Below are 1,740 nucleotides of genomic sequence, written 5' to 3'. Positions count from 1 at the left end.
TTCGCAGCTGCAGGTGACTTGAAAGTCAATCCAAAGAAAAAAGGCTTCTTTGACCATATAAAAGATGCCTTTGAAGGAGAATAAAGTAAAAAGAGCCATCGGGCTCTTTTTTACTTATCCTCAAGCTCCTGTGTTTCTTTTATCACAGCTAGTCTAGTCTGGAAATCTTTTTCCAAGACTTTGAACTTGTAGGTCAAATCTTTTTGGTATTCCTTGATAAGGGCTTTTTGTTGGTCGATGATTTGTAGGCTGTTTTGGATGATATCCAAATCATCCTTGATAGCTTCGACGCGGTCAGTTGTATCTAGCACTTCATCCTGAATGGCTTGGCGATTTTTCACGACAAAATAACTTCCAGCTGCAGCACCTGCAAATAGCAATAGATTGGATAGTTTCATGGCATCTCCTTAGGCATTTCTAATAGTTTCAGCGACTTGGGCAAGTTTGTCAAAGTCAGGTTCGTGGGCGATAAAGTCAATCTTAAGATCATCTTCTGCACCGTAGCGAGGTACAAGGTGCACGTGAGTATGAAAGACCGTTTGACCAGCAATTTCCTCGCAGTTGGCAATGATATTCATGCCGACAGCCTTGGTAGCCTGCATGACTTTTTGAGCCACTGTTGGCACTTGGGCAAAGAGTTGGCTGGCGCTGGTAGCGTCCATCTCCAAAAGATTGCGGTAGTGCTCTTTTGGTACGACCAAGGTGTGTCCAGGTGTTACTTGAGAGATATCAAGAAAGGCAAGAACCTGCTCATCCTCGTATACTTTTGAAGCAGGAATCTCCCCTGCGATGATCTTACAAAAAATGCAATCTGACATAAAATCCACCTCTACTGTATTGAATTTTGATATAATATAGCTACATTATACCAGATTCGGAGAAAATATGTTAGAAATTAAAAACCTGACAGGTGGCTATGTTCACGTCCCTGTCTTGAAAGATGTGTCCTTTACCGTTGAAAGTGGGCAGCTGGTCGGTTTGATTGGTCTCAATGGTGCTGGGAAATCAACGACTATCAATGAGATTATCGGTCTGTTGACACCTTACAGTGGGGAAATCAAGATTAACGGTTTCACCCTGCGAGAAGATGCGACCAGCTATCGCAAGCAGATTGGCTATATCCCTGAGACCCCTAGCTTGTATGAGGAATTGACTCTCAGAGAGCATATCAAGACGGTTGCCATGGCCTATGGTATTGAGCAAAAAGTGGCTTTTGATCGTGTGGAACCTTTGTTAAAAATGTTCCGTCTGGATAAAAAATTGGACTGGTTTCCAGTGCATTTCTCCAAAGGGATGAAGCAGAAGGTCATGATTATCTGTGCCTTTGTGGTAGATCCTAGCCTCTTTATCGTGGATGAGCCTTTCCTTGGGCTCGATCCGCTGGCTATTTCTGACTTGATTCAGCTTTTGGAAGTAGAAAAGCAAAAAGGCAAGTCTATCCTCATGAGTACCCACGTGCTGGACTCGGCGGAGAAGATGTGTGACGCCTTTGTTATTCTCCACAAGGGGGAGGTGAGGGCTCAGGGGAACCTCCAGCAACTGCGCGAAGCCTTTGGCATGCCTGAAGCGAGTTTGAATGATATTTACTTGGCTCTGACCAAAGAGGAGGACCGATGAAAGACTTGTTTTTAAAGAGAAAGCAGGCTTTTCGTAAGGACGTAATATTTATTTGCAAGGCGCAGGCCAATTCTATGCTTTGAGCAAGCATCTTGAAGTGAAGCAATTACTTGTTGATGGTCG

Annotated in this window: 3 protein-coding genes and 1 pseudogene; 2 read left to right on the top strand and 2 right to left on the bottom strand. The window is 43.9% G+C overall.

Annotation, left to right across the window (positions count from 1 at the left end):
• Positions 1-84: pseudogene (locus GMD4S_RS12985) on the top strand (DnaJ C-terminal domain-containing protein); the annotation flags it as partial.
• 26 nt (positions 85-110) lie between these two features.
• Here GMD4S_RS12985 and GMD4S_RS08575 read toward each other — a convergent pair.
• Together GMD4S_RS08575 and GMD4S_RS08570 are read right to left on the bottom strand one after the other, a co-directional pair.
• Positions 111-398: a hypothetical protein gene (locus GMD4S_RS08575; protein WP_000777738.1), complete on the bottom strand. Its 288-nt coding sequence runs from the start codon at positions 396-398 to the stop codon at positions 111-113.
• A gap of 9 nt (positions 399-407) precedes the next feature.
• On the bottom strand, positions 408-818 hold the full coding sequence (locus tag GMD4S_RS08570; protein WP_001278326.1) for an HIT family protein: 411 nt from the start codon (positions 816-818) through the stop codon (positions 408-410).
• Between the two features lie 67 nt (positions 819-885).
• Between GMD4S_RS08570 and GMD4S_RS08565 the strand changes: the two genes are divergently transcribed.
• Positions 886-1,617: an ABC transporter ATP-binding protein gene (locus GMD4S_RS08565; RefSeq protein ID WP_000889930.1), complete on the top strand. Its 732-nt coding sequence runs from the start codon at positions 886-888 to the stop codon at positions 1,615-1,617.
• The last annotated feature ends 123 nt before the right edge of the window (positions 1,618-1,740 follow it).

It is taken from the genome of Streptococcus sp. GMD4S (assembly GCF_000296955.1).
The sequence above is the reverse complement of the archived record's forward strand: the minus strand, read 5'-3'. Positions and strand labels throughout refer to the sequence as shown.

Coding starts and splice junctions, on each gene's coding strand:
- GMD4S_RS08570 (WP_001278326.1), bottom strand. CDS start 818: ATGTCAGATTGCATTTTTTGTAAGATCATCGCAGGGGAGATTCCTGCT.
- GMD4S_RS08575 (WP_000777738.1), bottom strand. CDS start 398: ATGAAACTATCCAATCTATTGCTATTTGCAGGTGCTGCAGCTGGAAGT.
- GMD4S_RS08565 (WP_000889930.1), top strand. CDS start 886: ATGTTAGAAATTAAAAACCTGACAGGTGGCTATGTTCACGTCCCTGTC.